Below are 16422 nucleotides of genomic sequence, written 5' to 3'. Positions count from 1 at the left end.
CTAAACCTCCGACGAAACGTTCAGCGGATAAGGCTGTCTATGATTCTTCTATTATAGCATGTTTTCCCGCGCGGCATCCTGTTTCCGTCCGTAGGGACCGATTTTCCAGCTCCGCCGGAAATCGGCAAGTTCCTGCCAGCCTTCCATGCGCAGGGACTGTTCCCTCAGCGGACGCAAATACCTGGCGAATTCCCCGTACATGGGCTGTTTCTCAAGATCCGCCCACAAGCTCTCCACGGCACCCGCCAGGGCCGGCTTATTGCCGGCATAATAGTTCTCCTGCGCCTCCAGGTCGTCCAGCGGCCTTTGGTCAAGTTCGTAATAGCGGTCCGCGATAATCCGCGCAAGCGAGAAAACGCCGAGGGCGATTTCGGGCGAAACGAGCCAGCTCGGAAGCGTCCGGTACTCGAACCCGCCGTGCCGCTGCCGGCGGTAATCCCCGAGCAGCCCGTAGCGGGGCCGGCGCAGCGCGGTCGTCTCTCCCTCGATCATCATGAGAGGGAGCGCCAGGTAGTTATCCAAGGCGCGCAGCAGGTGTGAATTCAGCCAGCAGCGGCTGAAATGAACATGCCCGCCAAGCGGAAAGCCCGGCAGCGGCATGCCGCCGGCGATCCAGGCGAGGCTGTCGTCGCCGATCTTGCGGGCGGCCGTGCGCATCGTCCGGCGCAGATTGGCGGCCAGCTGCGCCGGTTCGCTGCTCGGCTGCGGCCGCAGCTCGGCCAAGGGCAGAATGACGCGGTGGCCGCTGAGCACAATCGCGTCGCAGCCGACCTGCCCTTCCCGCTCCAAATACTTGGAGGCGGACACGACTTTGCCGCGCGGATTAACGAGCAGAAACTCGGGATCGCTCCCGAGTACCGCAGGCTCCGTCCGCGCCAGCTCCTGCGAGAGCTGCGCGCCGTAGCGCCCGATGGCTTGCGCGAAGAGTGCCGCGAGCGGCCGGTCCGGCTCCGGCGCTGGATCCACGCGCAGGACGAGCGTCCTGCCGGACGGCTCGATCGCGACATGCACGAGGCCGTAATCGAGACCGAGAGCGTACACCGCTTTGACCGACTCGCGGACGGCGCGCTGGGTGTGGAACGTCTGCTGCTCCAGGCTCACTTCCTGAAAGCCGGACGGCTCTGTTCCGGCCGAGCCCGGAAGGAGCAGCAGGTTGTTTTTCTGCCGGTAAACGGCGAGGGCCTCCATATGGAAAACCGGAATCCGGTATTCGTAGGAATAAGGCACGCCGCTCCGGCGGATGACGCGATCGCGCCGGTCGGCATTCATGCTTCCCGGGTAACCGTGGACGGTCCGGATGCCGTGTACGGCAAGCTGCATCCTCGCGTCCTCTTCCCTCTCCGCCAGAGAGACCGCTTCCGGAGTCTGCAGCAGGTTGCGCCGGGGCATCGCGGCTAAGTCCCGCGCCTGCTCAGCCGAAAGTTTGCCCCAGGCTGCGATTCTCGCAGGCGTTTTGACCGGGAGCTTTTCCCCATGCGGTATATTAAGAAAATCCAGTTCCCGGCTTATGACGGAAGCCGCCCGCTTATCCCGCCCGGAGTACAGCACGAAGAGCTGCATAGACGTCCTCCTCCCGGCTGCCCATTTTTATCCGGAGAAACAAAAAAGAGGGCAAACGCCCTCTGCCCCAGCTTCTTCCGGTGCATAAGATGAATTATCCTTTAACTTAAATCATCTTCCAGCAGATCGGGGTTTAAATCTTCGAAATCTCCATCATCGCTGATGAGATCGAAGTCTACATGCTTCTCTTCGAAATCTCCGCCGCTTGGATCCACGATCACGTGCACCTTCGTTTCCGCCGTCAGCTCCACATGAAATTCGCGCTCTACGCGGATCAGCACGTTCCCGCCTCCGGAGATGCTCGCTTCCACACAGTTCGGTTCCTGCGTTGCGACCGCAGAAACTTCCGCCGTGGCAGACTTGTGCCGCTTGTCGAGGTACGACAAGCCGACTACCTCCGCATAAGATACCGTTTCTTTCGCGACATCGGTTTTCGTATTCCGATCATACGAATACCAGATGTTGATATCGTAAGTACCGACGACCTCGACTCCCTCTCCAGACTTGACGGCTTCGTACTGATTGTTGATAATCCAGGCGCCTAAGATACTGGTTGGAGCATGAGGCGGAGTCACGGTATGACTTACGTGCGAAAATTTGCGTCCTTTGCCGCAGACAGCTTTCACGATGATCTCTCTGCTTTGCAAATTTCTATCTATTGACATCCTTTCAACCTCCTCCATGCAATCATTCATTACAAGTGTATGCAGGACATAGGCGATTGTTGATTGAACGGACGCAATCCAATTAAGATAATTTGTAAAAACCGCATTAAATCAAGCTGCGTCTTCTTATAATAGTTAAATGGCAACAAACCGATTGAGATGAAAACGGGCCGGATTACGGCCACTCTTCAATAACCGGCTGCGGTAGAACGCAGCCGGTTTTCTTTTTGTTCGGTTTCGTGGACGGGCTTTTAGCCGTGTCATGGTTGAGCTGGAACAAACCTCCAAATCGTCGGCAACTATATCCATTGTTTGGATCCACTGCTTTTGCCCGCTTCAACCGAAATCCCATCTGTCAATATGCCAGATATCATCATGAAGGACCGCCAGGATTACTATCGTTAACCGGCCTTTCCACGATCTCCGTTCCTCCACGGCTTGATGATTCAAATGCGTTCATAAATAAAGTCATAAAAACAGCGTGCCTATTGTTAGACCCGTTCTAAGGAGAACCCAATTGGTTTAATTCGATTATGGAGACTTCCTATATAGATGAACAATTATGGAACCGAAGACGAAAATCCACTCCCCCCACCCCCTCACGGAATTCCAGCCCTGAAGAGTGATTTTTTTCACAATTCTAAGAAAAGTGACTAAGAGCGGTCGAACCAAAAAAGAGATTTAAGAAAGGCCGTCTGCATTCCAACGGGATTAGTAGGCCTTGTTATCGTATACGGCCGGGTTTTGAGGCTGACAAAAAACTCGTTGAGCGCATTTTCCCAATAAAAAAAAGCCCCCGTAAAGGGACCTTAAATAGAAAGGTATCTCATTGTCCACTATCACTTTATGTAACCTATAAAAGTTTGATTGGACTTAATTGATAGACACTAAACGGATGCCCCTCCGCACGTACCTCTTTTTCCAACAATAGGTTATCGTCCTTTCATACCTTGGATTCCTGTCATAGGATGACTTTGTATAAAAATTCCGAGGAGGTATCTCAAATGAGTTGTCCACAGAGAAAAAGATGTCACAAAAAAACAGTTATCGTGTGTAAACCGAAGAGAAAAAATAAAGTCGTTATCGTAAAAAAGAAAATCGTCCGTGTATCCTGTCCCCCGCCCAACGTAAACGTAACGCCCCTTCCGGGACCTCAAGGACCCCAAGGACTCCCCGGTTTAACGGGTCCCCAAGGCCCGCAAGGACCTCAAGGTCTTACCGGCTTAACCGGCCCGCAGGGAATCCAAGGTCCGGCCGGACCTCAAGGACCCGCAGGCGGAATTTCATCCTTTGCCTTTTTGTGCAGCACAGAGGCGCAGACGATAGCCGCGGCAGCCGTACCGGGAGGGCAAGGCGGGGCCGTATCCTTTAACGGCTTCGTCATCAACGCTACAGCCGTCACATTCGCGCCTCCGTCCAGCATTGTTATAAACGAGAGCGGATTTTATAAAATAACGTACGAAGTGTTCCCTACCCCCGGAAATAACGCTTTCGGCTTGTTCTTCGATCCCGACGCGGCCGGTCCCCTCCCTCCAGCTTTAGTGCCATGCAGCAACTACGGAACCAATGCCGGAAACAACCCGTACACCGGGCAGGTACTCGTTCAATTAACGGCCGGCGGAGTATTGACTTTAAACCGGATAGACAATATGGGTGCGTTAACTTTACAAAACGCAATCGGCGGAGGAACTCCGACCGTAAGCGCTTCTCTTTCCATCGAAAAGCTGGCATAGTCTCCCTGTCAACGATACAAAAAACCGGCCGTCAGGCGCGGGGAATCACCGGAGATAACCATAGGATCAGGAGCGCGCGGACGCGGGCTTCTGTTTTTTTTGTTTTTTTGCGATGTTCAAATAATGACTCAATTCCCGGGTTAACTGCTGGAGAGCCGCTCTCGCCTCAAACTCGGAAAGCGTCTGGGGCAGCGTCTCCATCTTGAAGTTCGCCTGCAGGGCGGCCAGCTTCTTCTCCGAACGTCCGGTGTAGTGTTCCACCTTGCAGTCTTTGCTCAGCTCTTCGAAAATGGAAGCGAGACTCTCCCCGAGAGGCAGCTCCCGGCTTACCTGGGATACCAAGAGCGCCATCCGCTGGATGGATTCGAACTGCTCGTTGCGCATGTAAAAATACAGCTGCATGTCCGTATAGGTATGAGTGCCGAAAAGCAGCGCGTTCTCAAGCGAGCGGCTGGCGGTCTCGGTGCCCGTTTGCAGCACTTCGTCCAGCTCCAGGAGTTCCTTACCTCCCCAGACGACCGATGTATCCCGCAGATGCTCGGCGATATGCAGAAAGACGTCGGAGAAAAGTCCTTCGACTTTGGCCCGGTAAAATTCGATTTCTTTATCCGCCTTGGGCATATACGAAATGTTGATCAGTGTGGCGGTGCCGAGTCCTACGATAAGAAGGATGATTTCATTTAAAATAAGCGGCGCGCTGATCAACTGCGCATTGTACAGATGGAACATGGTTACGGACGCCGTGACGGCCCCGTCGCTCAGCTTGATCCGGTGGAGGACCGGAAACACAAGAAGCACGAAAAGACTGAGCACCCACACGTGGAAGCCGAGCAGGCTGAACAGCACGGAGCCGAAAAGAACGGCCAGAATGGACGCCGCGATCCGCTGGAACGCGTTATTTATGCCGCGGCGTTTCGTCACCTGAACACCGAGAATGGCAAGAAGCCCTGCGGAATTGGGGCTGGTTAAGCCGATCCACTGGGCCAGGGTAATCGAAACGATGACGGCCAAAGCCGTTTTTAAAACGCGAATGCCGATGAAAGGAATATTCATAGATGTCTGCTCCGTCATGTGGATATTTTCTGCTTCGATTATTCCATGTTCGGCGCTCCAATTCAAGTCTGCCGGTCACAGGGTCCGTAAGTTACAGGCTTCTATCAGGCTTACCGCCGGGACATCAGTTTATTCTCCAGGTAGACGACAGCCTGATACATAAAGGTCGCGACAATTGCAATAACGACCAGGCTTGCGATGACCAGAGTGAAGTTAAACACCTGGAATCCGTAAACGATGAGATACCCGAGCCCCATTTTGGAAACCAGAAATTCGCCCACAATGACGCCGACCCAGGCAAGACCGACATTCGCCTTCAAGGTCGCCACGATCGTGGGGAAAGAAGCGGGAAGGATCACTTTGCGGAGTACCTCGCCCCGGCTTCCCCCGAAAATACGGACGACTTTCACATAGTTGTCGTCGACCTCCTTGAAACTCCCGTACACCACAAGCGTCGTAATGATGACCGTCACCGACAATGTCGTCGCGATAATGGACAGCATGCCGGGACCGAAGCCGACGATAAAGAGCGGACCCAGGGCCACTTTCGGCATGCTGTTCAGCACGACGATGTAAGGATCGAGCACGCGCGACAGGAAGGGCGACCACCAGAGCAGCATCGCCAGCGCCGTCCCGAACAGCGTGCCCAGCACGAAGCCTACAACCGTCTCATAGACGGTATAGCCCGTATGGGGAAAAATGGAGCCGTCCGCGATTTTGGAAGCCAGGAGCACAAAAACTTTGCTCGGATAGCTGAACAGAAGCACATCGATCCATTTCAGCCGGCCCGCGGCTTCCCACAGGCCCAAACTGACCGCCAGGATAAGCAGCTGGGTCACCCGGACGCGGACCGTCGTTTTGCGCTTGCTTTCCAGATGGGCCGCATGGATCGTTTGCGCAAGCGTTCCGCCGCCCGTAGGATCCGAATCGCGCGCCGCCGGACCGGTACCGGCTTCTTTATGTCGTGCAGGTCCACCTGCCGGATCGTGACTCATACTTCCGCCCCCTTTCCGCTCATGCGCTCAAATTCCTGCCAAATCTCGTGGAAAAGCTCATGAAAGCCCGGCTTCTCTCTCGCTTCGAAAGGCAGCGTCCGCCGGATGTGCTCCGGAACGGCGATTTCCCGCCGGATCCGCCCCGGATGCGGTTCAAGCAGAATAATCCGGTCGCTCATGGCGATGGCTTCCGTAATGTCGTGCGTAACGAGCAGCGCCGTTTTGCCCCGCGAACGGAGCGTCTGCACGACGAGATCCTCCAGCTGCAGCTTCGTCTGGTAATCGAGCGCGGAAAACGGCTCATCCAGCAGGAGCAGTTCGGGCCTCGCGGCCAGCGTCCGGACGAGCGCGACACGCTGTCTCATCCCGCCCGATAACTGGGCGGGCCGGTAATCCCGGTAGGCGGACAGCCCCATCTCCTCCAGTAGATGATCGACGTACGCCTCCGTTTCCTTGTTCAGCCTGCCCAGCAGCTCGAGTCCGATAACGGCATTGCCGTAGATCGTCCTCCACGGAAACAGATAATCCTGCTGGAGCATATACCCCACCCGGGAAGTAGGCGCATCGATTTCCCGGCCGTTAATCAGCACCTGTCCCCGGGTCGGCTTGATCAATCCGGCGATTACGGACAAAAGCGTCGTTTTGCCGCATCCGCTCGGGCCGATCAGGCTGACGAATTCGCCGGGACGGATGGTCAGTCCGATGTTTTCCAAAGCCGGGTTTGCCTGGGCGTCCGACACGTACACATGCGTCATGCCGCTAACTTGGACCGTAGCCGCCGTATCCATCATCGCATCCCTCCTTATCCGCTTGCACGGGAAAGGCCCCGCAGCCCGAACGAGCCGCAGCGGCACTAAGCAGGCCCCGCCTGCTCACTTCACATTCCCCTTGGCCTTCTCGGCAAAACTGTTGTCCACCAGCTTGCTCCAGTCGGCCTTCGTTTTCAGCTCACCCGCCTGGAGCATGACGTCCTGTAGATTGTTCCATTCCGCCTCGTCTATGACGGGGTCGCCGGCGTAGGTATTCTGCTCTTTATACCGTTTGACCACGCTCTTGACGATTTCCGGATCGGTATCTTCAAAATAAGGCAGGACCGCAGCCGCGATTTCGTTTACGCTTTTCGTCTGCATCCAGTTCTGGGCCCGCTGTACGGCATTCGTAAACTTCTGAACCGCATTCGGGTTTTTCTTGATAAAACTTTGTTTCGCCATGTAAACGGTGTACGGCAGTTTACCGCTCTCGACTCCGAACGAAGCGAGGACGTACCCTCTCCCCTCTTTCTCGAACACGGAAGCCTGGGGCTCGAAAAGCTGGACATACTCTCCGGTACCGGACGAAAAAGCGGATGCGATGTTCGCGAAGTCGACATTCTGAATCAGGTTCAAATCCTTATGGGGCTCGATGCCGTGCTTGCGCAGCGCAAACTCACCGGCCATTTGCGGCATTCCGCCCTTGCGCTGGCCGAGGAACGTTGTTCCTTTAAGCTCGTTCCAGTCGAAATTTCCGGCCGGTTTCGAACGCGAGACGAGAAAGGTGCCGTCCGTCTGCGTAAGCTGGGCAAAGTTGATGACAGGGTCTCCGCTTCCCTGCTGATGCACGTAAATCGACGTTTCCGATCCGACGAGCGCCACGTCGATGCCGCCGGAGAGCAGCGCAGTCATCGTTTTGTCCCCTCCCGCCGTAGTTGTCAAGTCCACCTCCAGCCCCTCATCCTTGAAAAAGCCTTGCGAAAGCGCGACATATTGAGGCGCGTAAAAAATCGATCTCGTCACTTCACCGATACGGATTTTGCTGACTTCTTCCTGTTTCGAGCAGCCCGGCAGAATCAACCCCGCCAACAGCACCGACAGCAGGAGGAAGACGATGGGTTTGCGTAACACGGGCGTCTCCTCCATTCCTCTTGATTGCTATCAGCATATGCACAAGCAGGCGGGCGGGTTAACGGACGGAGGGCCTTACGCACAAAAAAAACGCCCCGAAAGGCGGTGGCCGAAGCGGCCAACGTCATCCGGGGCGTTTTACAACTTCTATCAGCTTAAGCCGTAGAGCGGCTTATATTTGTCCTTCAGGTAATCCACCAGATACTGCGGATTGAGATCTTCGCCCGTCACGCGGCGGACGATCTCGTTAGGCGTCTGGGATTTTCCGTAGCGGTAAATGTGCTCGACCAGGAACTCCTTGATCGGTGCGAAATCGCCTTTGGCAAGCAGCTCGTCAAATGCCGGAATCTCTTTGCGCAGCGTGTTGGTGAACTGCGCGGCGTACATGTTTCCGAGCGCATAGGACGGGAAGTACCCGAAGGAGCCGCCTGCCCAGTGCACATCCTGAAGCACGCCTTCCGCGTTCGTGTCCGCCTCGATGCCCAGGTACTCGCGGTATTTCGCGTTCCAGGCCCCGGGCAGGTCGGCGACTTTGAGCTCGCCGCTGAACAGCGCTTTTTCAAGCTCGTAGCGGATCATGATGTGAAGATTGTAAGTAAGCTCATCCGCTTCGATCCGGATCAGAGAAGGCTCGGTATGGTTAATCGCCCGGTAAAACGCGTCTTCGCTCACGTTATCGAACTGTCCGGGGAAGGTGCGCTGCAGGTCGGCGTAATAGCGGGACCAGAACTCGCGGCTTCTACCTACCATATTCTCCCAGAAACGGGATTGTGACTCGTGAATGCCCATCGACGTTCCGGTGCAGAGATTCGTGCCGATCAAGTCTTCGGAAATGTTCTGCTCGTAGAGGGCATGGCCGCACTCGTGAATCGTGCCGAAAAGCGCGCTTGTCGCGTCTTCGGGCAGATAGCGGGTCGTAATCCGGACGTCGCCCGGGTTCAGACCGGTCGCGAACGGATGAACGGTTTCATCCAGCCGTCCCGCATCGAAGTCGTAGCCCAGTTCTTTTAAGATGAACATGGAGAAATGCTTCTGCTTTTCCTTGTCGAACGTCTGGCGCAGGAACGAGCGGTCCGGCTGCGGGGCCTTCTTGATTTCGGCCAGAAGAGGCACCACTTCGCTGCGGAGAGCACCGAACACTTCGTCCAGCTTCTCGACGGTCATGCCCGGCTCATACATATCGAGAAGGGTATCGTACTTGTGACCTTTGTAGCCCCACAGCTCGACGAACTCCAGATTCGTCTCCACGATTTGTTCCAGATAAGGCTGGAACATGGCGAAATCGTTCTTCTCTTTCGCTTCTTCCCAGACGCTTTCCGCTTTGGAGGTCAGGACGACGTATTCCTGATATTTCTCGGGCGGAATTTTTTTGCTGCGGTCAAATTCCTTCTTCGCTTCCTGAACGATACGGCGGTTCGTTTCGTCCAGCTCCTCGATGCGTGCCGTATCGGACAGAAAATCCAGGTATTCGCCCATCTGGTCGGATACCGACAGCCGGAACGCTTCGGTGGACAGCTCGCCGAGTACTTCGGAACGCTCGGATACCCCCTTCTTGGGAGCGCCGGTGCGCAAGTCCCAATAAATGAGGCCGACTGCTTCTTCATAATGTTTGATTTTGCGTATGTATTTGCGGAATTCATCCAGTTTGCCCTGATAGTCTGTCTGGCTCATGGTGGATTCTCCTTTCACTAAGCAGGTATAATGTCATCATACTTTCTATGCGGGAGATAATCAAATTCTTCCGTTTGTGATACAATTGATAAAAAGGAGGGAGCTTACGAATGTATATTCACTTTAGCGAAGCGGCCGTCGAAGCCCTTACGAACCGCCTGCCGCAGGACGCGATCCTCAGGCTGTTTTACGATACGGAAGGCTGCGGATGCGCGCTGGCCGGGGTAGCCGCTCTTCAAATCCAGGCCGCCCACACCGAAGGCGACGTGGATGCGAGCAGCAACGCCTTCACCGTGCAGTACGATCCTCGCAAAGAAGTCTTCTTCGAGGAAAATCTGTCGGTCGACTATATGCCCCAGCGGGGAACCTACGTCCTGAAAAGCAGCCAGCAGACCTACAATCCGGCCATGAGACTGGTCAACTGCGTGAATTAGCACTAGGCGGCCGTCAGGCTGTCTTTGCCATAAAAAAGAAACCATATAAAAGAAGCGGAGGACATATGCTATGAGCTTGATATCCGAAATTCTCAATTACAATGAATCGTTTGTGGAATCCAAAGAGTACGAACAGTATATGACAACGAAGTTTCCCGACAAACGGATGGTTATTCTGACCTGTATGGATACCCGTCTGGTGGAGCTGCTTCCCAAGGCGATGAACCTGCGCAACGGCGATTCCAAGATTATTAAAAACGCCGGCGCTCTCGTCTCCCACCCTTTCGGAAGTATTATGCGGAGCATTATCGTGGCCGTATACGAGCTGGACGCCGATGAAGTACTCGTAATCGGACACCGCGACTGCGGCATGACCGGCCTGAACTCCGAGAAGGTCCTGAGCAAGGCGCGGGATCGCGGCGTGCAGAGCGAAGTGCTGGACACCCTTCATAACTCCGGCATCAACCTCGACAAGTGGCTGACGGGCTTCGAGCATATCGACGAAGCGGTCGTCGGAAGCGTGAATATTATCCGCAATCACCCGCTCCTGCCGAAAAATCTACCGGTACACGGCCTGGTCATGAACCCACAGACGGGTAAACTCGACCTGCTTACGGAAGGATACGACGCTACTCCTGTAAAAACGAATCCCGAAGAGTATCCGTTCATTTAATTTCCGGAACGTTACTCCTCCACCTGTTTTTACATACAAAAAACCGCCTTTCGGCGGCAGGCGCTGCAAACGCATTGCGCCCGCCCGAAGGCGGTTTTTTTTACTGTCGGCAGCCGTCAACGCCGGATTGCCCCATTAGGAAGCCGGCGCGGAACGGTCCGGTCTACGCGTTTTTTTGTAGACCGCCTCGATCACGGCAAGACCGAGCAGGTAAAAGACGGCGAAACCGACCGTCATCCAGAGCGCCCGGGAAGTGCCCGCATGGTCCATGACGTAGCCGATCAATGCCGGAAAAACGGCTCCTCCGAGACCCGCCAGTCCGGTAATCAGACTGGTCACAAGCCGGGCAAGACCCGGAAACGTATGGTTGGCGTACACCATCGTAATCGAATACACGCCGGAGAGCAGCAAGCCGAGCGCGACAATCAGGATATACCCGGTCCAAATGTTCTGCAGCACGATGAAGGCGGCCAGCACGAGCAGGCTGCTTGCCATACTGATAAACAGAAACCGGCTGTAAGTCACCTTCCGGATTATCCAGCCTGTCACAAGACGTCCCAGGACCATCGCCCCCCAGAACAGACCGACGCTTAGTGCCGCAAGGAAAGGCGCCGCATCCAGGTACGAGATAAAGATAGAAGACAGGAAGTTGTTCATGCTTCCTTCGATCCCGCAGTACATAAAAATCATAAATCCGAAGAAAACGAGCAGCAGCCATTTCACACGGGCCGACATGTTTTCAGGCGGCGCCATGTTGCTCGCGTCTTTTGCGGCGTTGTCGTCGAGATCCGTTTTGGAGTAGGTGATAAACACCCACACTCCCGTCATCGCAAGAGCCATGACTCCCGTAACCACGAACGAGTATCTCCATAAATCCATCGAGATCAGCAGACTGGAGATGACGGGCATCAGCAGAGCCCCTAGCCCGAACGAGACTTCAAGGTAGCTCATCACGACCGCCCGGCGACCCACAAAAACCTCCATCATAAGCGTCGCCACAATCGTTTCGACGGCGGCCGTTCCGAGACAATTCATAAAATTGATGACCAGCATGGCCGAAAACGGCGGCAGCGACCACATCATAAACTGGGAACCGGCAATAATCAGGCAAGCCAGCGCCAAAATTTGCTTTTCGCTAAAACGGTTCAGTAAAAGAGTCGCAATAGGCACTCCCACGAGAAACCCGATGGAGCCCCAGAAAACAAGCTGTCCTCCCATCGTGTATGTAACTTCGTAATGCTTTAAGATTTGCGGTAAAACGGAACCGATCGTGGTGATAACCAGTCCCGCCAGAAAATACATGACATAAGATGCTTGTGCAAAACGTTTCAACTCCGACTCACTCCTCTATCGACAGGGCCGGTTCTTTCCGGTCTTAGCGCCCGATCGTATACTGGTTCAGCGCTTCTATCCCTGCTTTCCCGGATTAACGCATCCCCTCTATGCTAGTAAAGGAAGCGGAATTTTACAACGGAAATTTTTTTTCTCAAAAATATCCAACGTTAAAGTTTCATGATTTAAACACTTCTTGAAGTCGTTAGCTTGAAAGAGGAACGATTTGTAAAAGAAATGTGAAAATCACCCAGTAGAGGAGCCGCCGTCCGGCTTTCTACCCGGATAGCCGCCGCTGCCGCCTGCCCATGGAAACTCCACGTAAAAAGAGGTGCCTTCCCCGGGACGGCTCTGTACCGTAATGCGTCCGTTCATCGCTTCGACCAGATGCTTTACAATCGTCAGGCCGAGTCCGACGCCTTCCGTCGTTCCGCCGCGGGTCCGGTCGACTTTGTGGAATTTCTCCCAGATCCGCTGGGTCTCCTCCGCCGTCATCCCGATTCCCGTATCGCTGACGGTGAGAACCGCTTTATCCGCTTTCCGCTCCAGCCGGACCTTGACCGTCCCGCCTTCAGGCGTGAATTGCACCGCATTGTACAGCAAATTGTGTACAATTTGCGCATAGCGGTCAGCGTCGAGGCGGGCGAAAAGCCTTTCCCCGGCCGGCACGTCGACCTCCTCGGCAAGCTCCAGCCGCTTGCGGGCGAAAATCTCCCGCATCACGTCCAGCACTTCCCCGGTCTGCGCCGCCATGTCCACCGGCCGCAGCTCGCGCAGTCCGGCCCCGTTCTGGATGCGGGCCAGATCGAGCAGCTCCTGCACGAGCCGCTCCAGACGGCGGACTTCCGACTCGCAGATGCGGAAGTAGTGGCCGTACTTGTCCGGCTCGATAATCCCGTCCCGCATGGCGGAGATGAGCCCTCGGAGCGAAGTCAGCGGGGAGCGGAGCTCGTGGGACACCTGCGCCAGAAATTCCTGGCGCGTGCCTTCCCACTCCTGAAGCCGGTCGACCACGCGGTTGAAGCTCTCCGCCAGCTCGCCTACCTCGTCCTTCGAGGTGACGGGCACACGCAGGGACAAGTCTCCCTGCTCGATGGCCGAGGCGAGCTCGTTCATCTGCTTCAAGGGGGCCGTCATCCGGCGCGAGATGAAATAAAGCAGCAGTCCGACGGCCAGCAGCGAGAACAGAAGCGGCAGCAGGATGATCAGCCGGATGACCGAAATCGTCCGGTGTATTTCGGCCACCGGCACCTGCAGGAAGACGACGATCGTTTCGCCCCCGATCTGGGCCGGCGCGTAGTACGTCAAGAACGTGTCCTTCGGCCGCTTGTCGCCCGGACGCTTCTCGCCCTGCGGCTGATCAAAGAGGAAGCCGGACTCGCCTTCGAGCCCGCTTCCCAACGTTTTCTCCAGAGTCGGAGGCAGCTTGAAGGTCTCGGATTCGGTGGACCCGTTCAGAATAACTCCCCTGCCGTCCACGAGAAAAATACGCCCGTTCACTCCGCGCGCGACGATCCGTGTCGCCATCCGCAGCTCCCGGGTGGACAGGGTTCCTTCCTGGAAAGGAGCCAGCAGCTTCGTTACCTCCACGTACCCTTTTTTCAAAAACTCCTGCTTGTCTTTGTAAAAAAAATTTTGGAAATACATGTTCCAGAACAGGGCCAGTCCCACGAAAAACAGTACGCATACGGCAAGGAACAGAAGAAAAACCCGCAAATACAAACTGCCGAACCGGCCCCGCCAAAACTCAAGAAGAAGCTTAGTCCTTCTCATGCGCCGTCACCTCGAACGAATAACCGATTCCCCAAAGCGTTTCGATCCGCCATTCGGGACGGCTGCCCAGCTTTTTGCGCAAATTTTTGACATGGGCATCCACCGTTCTCGTACCGCCCGGAAAATCGAACGCCCAGACGCCGGCGAGCAGATCGTCCCGGGAAAACACCCTCCCCGCCCTGCAGGCGAGGAAATAAAGAAGCTCCGTCTCCTTCGGCGTCAAATCGACCCGGCTGCCCTCCAGCTCGACCCGGTAACGGGCGAAATCGATGGTCAAGGTGCCGATACGGATCGGCTGAGGCAGCGACGGATCGGCCGGAAGGGCGGCCGCCTCTTCCGGCTTGCTGCGCCGCAGAACCGCTTTGACCCGCGCGATCAGCTCGCTGGGATCGAAAGGCTTCACGATATAGTCGTCCGCTCCGACATCGAAGCCCTCCAGTTTATCGAACGCCTCCCCGCGCGCGGTGAGCATAATCACCGGCACGTCGCAGAGCGGCTTGCTCATGGCGCGGATCGAGCGGCACACGTCGAAGCCGGACCCGTCCGGCAGCATCACGTCGAGAATCACGAGCGACGGATTGTGCTCGCGCAGCAGAGGGAGCACCTCCGACGCGTGATCCGCCAGCAGCGGCCGGTATCCGGCATGCTCCAGATAGAGGCGGGCTACTTCGGCAATATACGGTTCGTCGTCGACGACCGCGATTTTCTCCTTCACAGCGCCCCGTCTCCCTTCCGCTTCAGCTTCCTGGCTTCCAGCTGTCGCGCTCTTTCCTCCACGACATCGCTGCGGTCCCGCAACTTGTGGCGGTCGATCAGCATGAGATTGCTTCCGTCGCTCGCCGCTCCCCAGTCGAATCCCAGCCGTGCGCACTGCCGCTTGCACGCTTCCAGCAGAAGGGGATCTTCCACCGGAAGATCCAGATCCGCATACGGCACGGCGTCAAGCTCCGCCTCCCGCACTCGTTGCCGCACCCGGGCAACCAGTTCTTCTCCGGCCAGGCCGAGGCCTTTCAAACTTTCCTCATTCAGATAAGAAAGAGAGCTGCCCAACATTTTCACAGCCCCCGCCTTGTTCCCTCTACGCTGATGGTAAAGACCGACGGCCACCTGAATCAAACCGACCAAAGTATCCGCATACGGATGATCCGGGTTTTCCTTCCAATATTCTTCTAATATCTCATGACATTCAAAAAAATCACGGTCCCCGTGAAAATGAACCAAATAATCCACTATTTCTTGCGGATAACACTCCATATTTCGTTTCCCCTCATCCCGGTTTATCGCCGACATCATGCTTTCATTTCCATGTTAACCAAAATACGCGGCATCGTCCAACACCGCTTCGGACAGATAGCCAGAGAGACCGGAACATCGCTTGAAAAAATTTGCCGGACAACTCCAAAAATTATTTTTTTGGCCTGGCACGTATAAAACCATGCCGAATACGACCACCCTAATAAAGCTGGAAAAGGGAGGTGAATCAGCATGGCTAAAGATGTTTTGTGCGAAGTGAATTCCTGCAAGTACTGGTCCAACGGAAACAAATGCGAGGCCGAATCGATTTATGTCGTGAGCCACCACGACGGCAATAAGGCGCGTCATTCCGAAGAAACCGACTGCAAAACGTTCAAATCGAAATTGTCCTGATGCTTTCCGAAAAAGAGAGGCCTTTCACGGGCCTCTTTTTTTGTTTTCCTCAAACATTGTAACCAATAATGATAATTATTATCAGTGATTGCCGAAATTCTTGAACTCTCCCCTAAAATTTTTATAAAAAAGTGAAACCGGACCCCACTTCCGCACGTATAGCATGTTTGCGGACGAGCATCGTTTGCATAATTATTTAAGGGGGACATTTATTTTGAAGAAATGGTTGCTTTTAGTTATGGCCTGTATGCTTACATTTTCGGTGACTATGCCCGGAACCGTCGAGGCCAAGAAGTCGTACAGCTCCACCAAAAAATCGTATACACCGTCCACAACCAATAAATCCAACGATACAGGCGTCAACAAATCCACACCAAGCAATTCGTCCAAAACGACGTCTACCGCTCCGACTCAAAAACGAGGATTTTTCAGCGGCGGTCTGATGAAAGGCCTTCTGATCGGCGGTCTGGCCGGCATGCTCTTCGGAGGATTGTTCGGCGGTATGGGAATGCTCGGCAACGTACTCGGCTTCATGGTCAACATGCTTGCCATCCTGCTCGTCGTAATGGTGATCCGCCGTATTGTCGTCTACTTCATGGACAAGCGTAAAGCCGATAAGCTGAAGGAGAAGCACAACCTGACATGAAACTGACCGAACAGGAAATCACAAACGCGTTATGCGTAAACATGGCGCAGCGCAAACAGCTCCACCCTTCCCAGGTCGAGGTCGTCCTCATGTGGGACGAGGATCTCGGTTTCTCGGCGGAAGTATTTGCGGAAGGCCGCAATCAGATCCTAATCGAGGCTAACATTTATGAGGCCATCATGCAGTATCTGAGCCAGCAGCAGCTCCGCGTTTTCCGCGACCAGATCCAGCTCGATCTCGAAGACGAAATCGTCGCTTATATCCACGAGTAGACGAAGAGGTAGGAAAAAGCCTTTTCCGGCAGAAGCCGGGGAGGCTTTTTCTTTTTTTATGCCAAAAAACGCAACTAAACGGCCTGCC

General features: G+C 55.0%; 17 protein-coding genes. 6 read left to right on the top strand and 11 right to left on the bottom strand.

Annotated features, from left to right (window positions below):
• Positions 1-51 precede the first annotated feature (51 nt).
• Positions 52-1560, bottom strand: coding sequence for a putative amidoligase domain-containing protein (locus ABC395_RS10245; RefSeq protein ID WP_413002728.1), 1509 nt, complete (start codon positions 1558-1560; stop codon positions 52-54).
• A gap of 101 nt (positions 1561-1661) precedes the next feature.
• Positions 1662-2225, bottom strand: coding sequence for an outer spore coat protein CotE (locus tag ABC395_RS10240; protein WP_326056552.1), 564 nt, complete (start codon positions 2223-2225; stop codon positions 1662-1664).
• Positions 2226-3229: 1004 nt separating this feature from the next.
• Here ABC395_RS10240 and ABC395_RS10235 point away from each other — a divergent pair.
• Positions 3230-3958, top strand: a complete 729-nt coding sequence (locus ABC395_RS10235; RefSeq protein ID WP_413002726.1) for a collagen-like protein — start codon at positions 3230-3232, stop codon at positions 3956-3958.
• A 66-nt stretch (positions 3959-4024) separates the two neighbouring features.
• Here the strand turns inward: ABC395_RS10235 and ABC395_RS10230 are convergent, their stop codons facing one another.
• From ABC395_RS10230 to ABC395_RS10210, 5 genes are all read right to left on the bottom strand, one after another.
• A complete protein-coding gene (locus ABC395_RS10230; RefSeq protein WP_413002724.1) occupies positions 4025-5011 on the bottom strand; it encodes an aromatic acid exporter family protein in 987 nt (328 codons plus the stop codon).
• A gap of 110 nt (positions 5012-5121) precedes the next feature.
• Entirely contained in the window at positions 5122-6006 is an 885-nt protein-coding gene (locus tag ABC395_RS10225; RefSeq protein WP_413002722.1) for an ABC transporter permease, read from the bottom strand.
• Positions 6003-6794 (bottom strand): ABC transporter ATP-binding protein, encoded by a 792-nt coding sequence (locus ABC395_RS10220; RefSeq protein ID WP_413006720.1) that lies wholly within the window; start codon positions 6792-6794, stop codon positions 6003-6005. Before ABC395_RS10220 ends, ABC395_RS10225 begins: the two co-directional genes overlap by 4 nt.
• 84 nt (positions 6795-6878) lie before the next feature.
• Positions 6879-7886, bottom strand: a complete 1008-nt coding sequence (locus ABC395_RS10215; RefSeq protein ID WP_413002720.1) for an ABC transporter substrate-binding protein — start codon at positions 7884-7886, stop codon at positions 6879-6881.
• Positions 7887-8036: 150 nt separating this feature from the next.
• The gene (locus tag ABC395_RS10210; RefSeq protein WP_413002718.1) at positions 8037-9557 is read right to left on the bottom strand and encodes a carboxypeptidase M32; all 1521 of its coding nucleotides are present in this window, start codon (positions 9555-9557) and stop codon (positions 8037-8039) included.
• A gap of 110 nt (positions 9558-9667) precedes the next feature.
• On the opposite strand from ABC395_RS10210, the gene ABC395_RS10205 reads away from it, so the two are divergent.
• Positions 9668-9991 (top strand): iron-sulfur cluster biosynthesis family protein, encoded by a 324-nt coding sequence (locus ABC395_RS10205; protein WP_413002716.1) that lies wholly within the window; start codon positions 9668-9670, stop codon positions 9989-9991.
• 70 nt (positions 9992-10061) lie between these two features.
• A complete protein-coding gene (locus tag ABC395_RS10200; protein ID WP_413002714.1) occupies positions 10062-10664 on the top strand; it encodes a beta-class carbonic anhydrase in 603 nt (200 codons plus the stop codon).
• 135 nt (positions 10665-10799) lie between these two features.
• Here ABC395_RS10200 and ABC395_RS10195 read toward each other — a convergent pair whose 3' ends face one another.
• The 4 genes from ABC395_RS10195 to ABC395_RS10180 all read right to left on the bottom strand — a co-directional run bounded on the left by ABC395_RS10195 (position 10800) and on the right by ABC395_RS10180 (position 15023).
• Positions 10800-11996, bottom strand: coding sequence for an MFS transporter (locus ABC395_RS10195; RefSeq protein ID WP_413002712.1), 1197 nt, complete (start codon positions 11994-11996; stop codon positions 10800-10802).
• Positions 11997-12242: 246 nt separating this feature from the next.
• Entirely contained in the window at positions 12243-13769 is a 1527-nt protein-coding gene (locus ABC395_RS10190) for a sensor histidine kinase (RefSeq protein ID WP_413002710.1), read from the bottom strand.
• Positions 13756-14484 carry a response regulator transcription factor gene (locus ABC395_RS10185; RefSeq protein ID WP_413002709.1) on the bottom strand — a complete coding sequence of 243 codons (729 nt, stop codon included), beginning with the start codon at positions 14482-14484 and terminating at the stop codon, positions 13756-13758. Before ABC395_RS10185 ends, ABC395_RS10190 begins: the two co-directional genes overlap by 14 nt.
• On the bottom strand, positions 14481-15023 hold the full coding sequence (locus ABC395_RS10180; RefSeq protein WP_413002707.1) for a DUF309 domain-containing protein: 543 nt from the start codon (positions 15021-15023) through the stop codon (positions 14481-14483). The genes ABC395_RS10185 and ABC395_RS10180 overlap by 4 nt, the downstream gene beginning before the upstream one ends.
• Before the next feature lie 231 nt (positions 15024-15254).
• On the opposite strand from ABC395_RS10180, the gene ABC395_RS10175 reads away from it, so the two are divergent.
• The 3 genes from ABC395_RS10175 to ABC395_RS10165 all read left to right on the top strand — a co-directional run bounded on the left by ABC395_RS10175 (position 15255) and on the right by ABC395_RS10165 (position 16334).
• A complete protein-coding gene (locus ABC395_RS10175) occupies positions 15255-15416 on the top strand; it encodes a DUF1540 domain-containing protein (RefSeq protein WP_413002705.1) in 162 nt (53 codons plus the stop codon).
• A gap of 214 nt (positions 15417-15630) precedes the next feature.
• Positions 15631-16062 carry a hypothetical protein gene (locus tag ABC395_RS10170; RefSeq protein WP_413002703.1) on the top strand — a complete coding sequence of 144 codons (432 nt, stop codon included), beginning with the start codon at positions 15631-15633 and terminating at the stop codon, positions 16060-16062.
• Positions 16059-16334, top strand: coding sequence for a DUF2653 family protein (locus ABC395_RS10165; RefSeq protein ID WP_103994948.1), 276 nt, complete (start codon positions 16059-16061; stop codon positions 16332-16334). Before ABC395_RS10170 ends, ABC395_RS10165 begins: the two co-directional genes overlap by 4 nt.
• Positions 16335-16422 lie beyond the last annotated feature (88 nt).

Source organism: Paenibacillus canaveralius, assembly GCF_047238265.1.
GTDB lineage: Bacteria > Bacillota > Bacilli > Paenibacillales > NBRC-103111 > Paenibacillus_F.
This window is presented reverse-complemented; position numbering and strand designations above follow the sequence as displayed.

Bases quoted from the DNA above. Each gene is read 5' to 3' on its own strand.
- ABC395_RS10245 (WP_413002728.1), bottom strand. From the start codon at position 1,560: ATGCAGCTCTTCGTGCTGTACTCCGGGCGGGATAAGCGGGCGGCTTCC.
- ABC395_RS10205 (WP_413002716.1), top strand. From the start codon at position 9,668: ATGTATATTCACTTTAGCGAAGCGGCCGTCGAAGCCCTTACGAACCGC.
- ABC395_RS10190 (WP_413002710.1), bottom strand. From the start codon at position 13,769: ATGAGAAGGACTAAGCTTCTTCTTGAGTTTTGGCGGGGCCGGTTCGGC.
- ABC395_RS10240 (WP_326056552.1), bottom strand. From the start codon at position 2,225: ATGTCAATAGATAGAAATTTGCAAAGCAGAGAGATCATCGTGAAAGCT.
- ABC395_RS10235 (WP_413002726.1), top strand. From the start codon at position 3,230: ATGAGTTGTCCACAGAGAAAAAGATGTCACAAAAAAACAGTTATCGTG.
- ABC395_RS10165 (WP_103994948.1), top strand. From the start codon at position 16,059: ATGAAACTGACCGAACAGGAAATCACAAACGCGTTATGCGTAAACATG.
- ABC395_RS10225 (WP_413002722.1), bottom strand. From the start codon at position 6,006: ATGAGTCACGATCCGGCAGGTGGACCTGCACGACATAAAGAAGCCGGT.
- ABC395_RS10230 (WP_413002724.1), bottom strand. From the start codon at position 5,011: ATGAATATTCCTTTCATCGGCATTCGCGTTTTAAAAACGGCTTTGGCC.
- ABC395_RS10210 (WP_413002718.1), bottom strand. From the start codon at position 9,557: ATGAGCCAGACAGACTATCAGGGCAAACTGGATGAATTCCGCAAATAC.
- ABC395_RS10180 (WP_413002707.1), bottom strand. From the start codon at position 15,023: ATGGAGTGTTATCCGCAAGAAATAGTGGATTATTTGGTTCATTTTCAC.
- ABC395_RS10200 (WP_413002714.1), top strand. From the start codon at position 10,062: ATGAGCTTGATATCCGAAATTCTCAATTACAATGAATCGTTTGTGGAA.
- ABC395_RS10220 (WP_413006720.1), bottom strand. From the start codon at position 6,794: ATGGATACGGCGGCTACGGTCCAAGTTAGCGGCATGACGCATGTGTAC.
- ABC395_RS10175 (WP_413002705.1), top strand. From the start codon at position 15,255: ATGGCTAAAGATGTTTTGTGCGAAGTGAATTCCTGCAAGTACTGGTCC.